This window comes from Paraburkholderia sp. SIMBA_030 (genome assembly GCF_046535245.1).
GTDB lineage: Bacteria > Pseudomonadota > Gammaproteobacteria > Burkholderiales > Burkholderiaceae > Paraburkholderia.
Genome location: NZ_JAWRXB010001399.1, coordinates 1 through 244, shown reverse-complemented (window position 1 = coordinate 244; position 244 = coordinate 1). Strand labels below are relative to the sequence as shown.

At 62.7% G+C, this 244-nt stretch carries 1 protein-coding gene; it reads left to right on the top strand.

Annotated features, from left to right (window positions below; all coding sequences use genetic code 11):
* A partial coding sequence (locus SB772_RS44635; RefSeq protein ID WP_410839106.1) for a cupin domain-containing protein occupies positions 1-244 on the top strand: 244 nt, incomplete at both ends.

Here is a 244-nt window from a genome sequence, read left to right as displayed (position 1 = left end):
ATCGGCGCGCAGCGCGACCTGTCGCTGCAGGAAGGCATGCCCCTGAAAATTCTCGCGAATTTCGAACCCGAGGAAGAATGGGTGCTGGAGCCTGGCGACATGCTCTATCTGCCGCCGCACATCGCGCACGACGGCGTGGCCGAAGGCGAGTGCATGACCTGCTCGATCGGCTTTCGCTCGCCTTCCACGTCGGAGCTCACGAATCAGTTTCTTTACTGGCTCGCCGAACGTGGCGCCGACGACG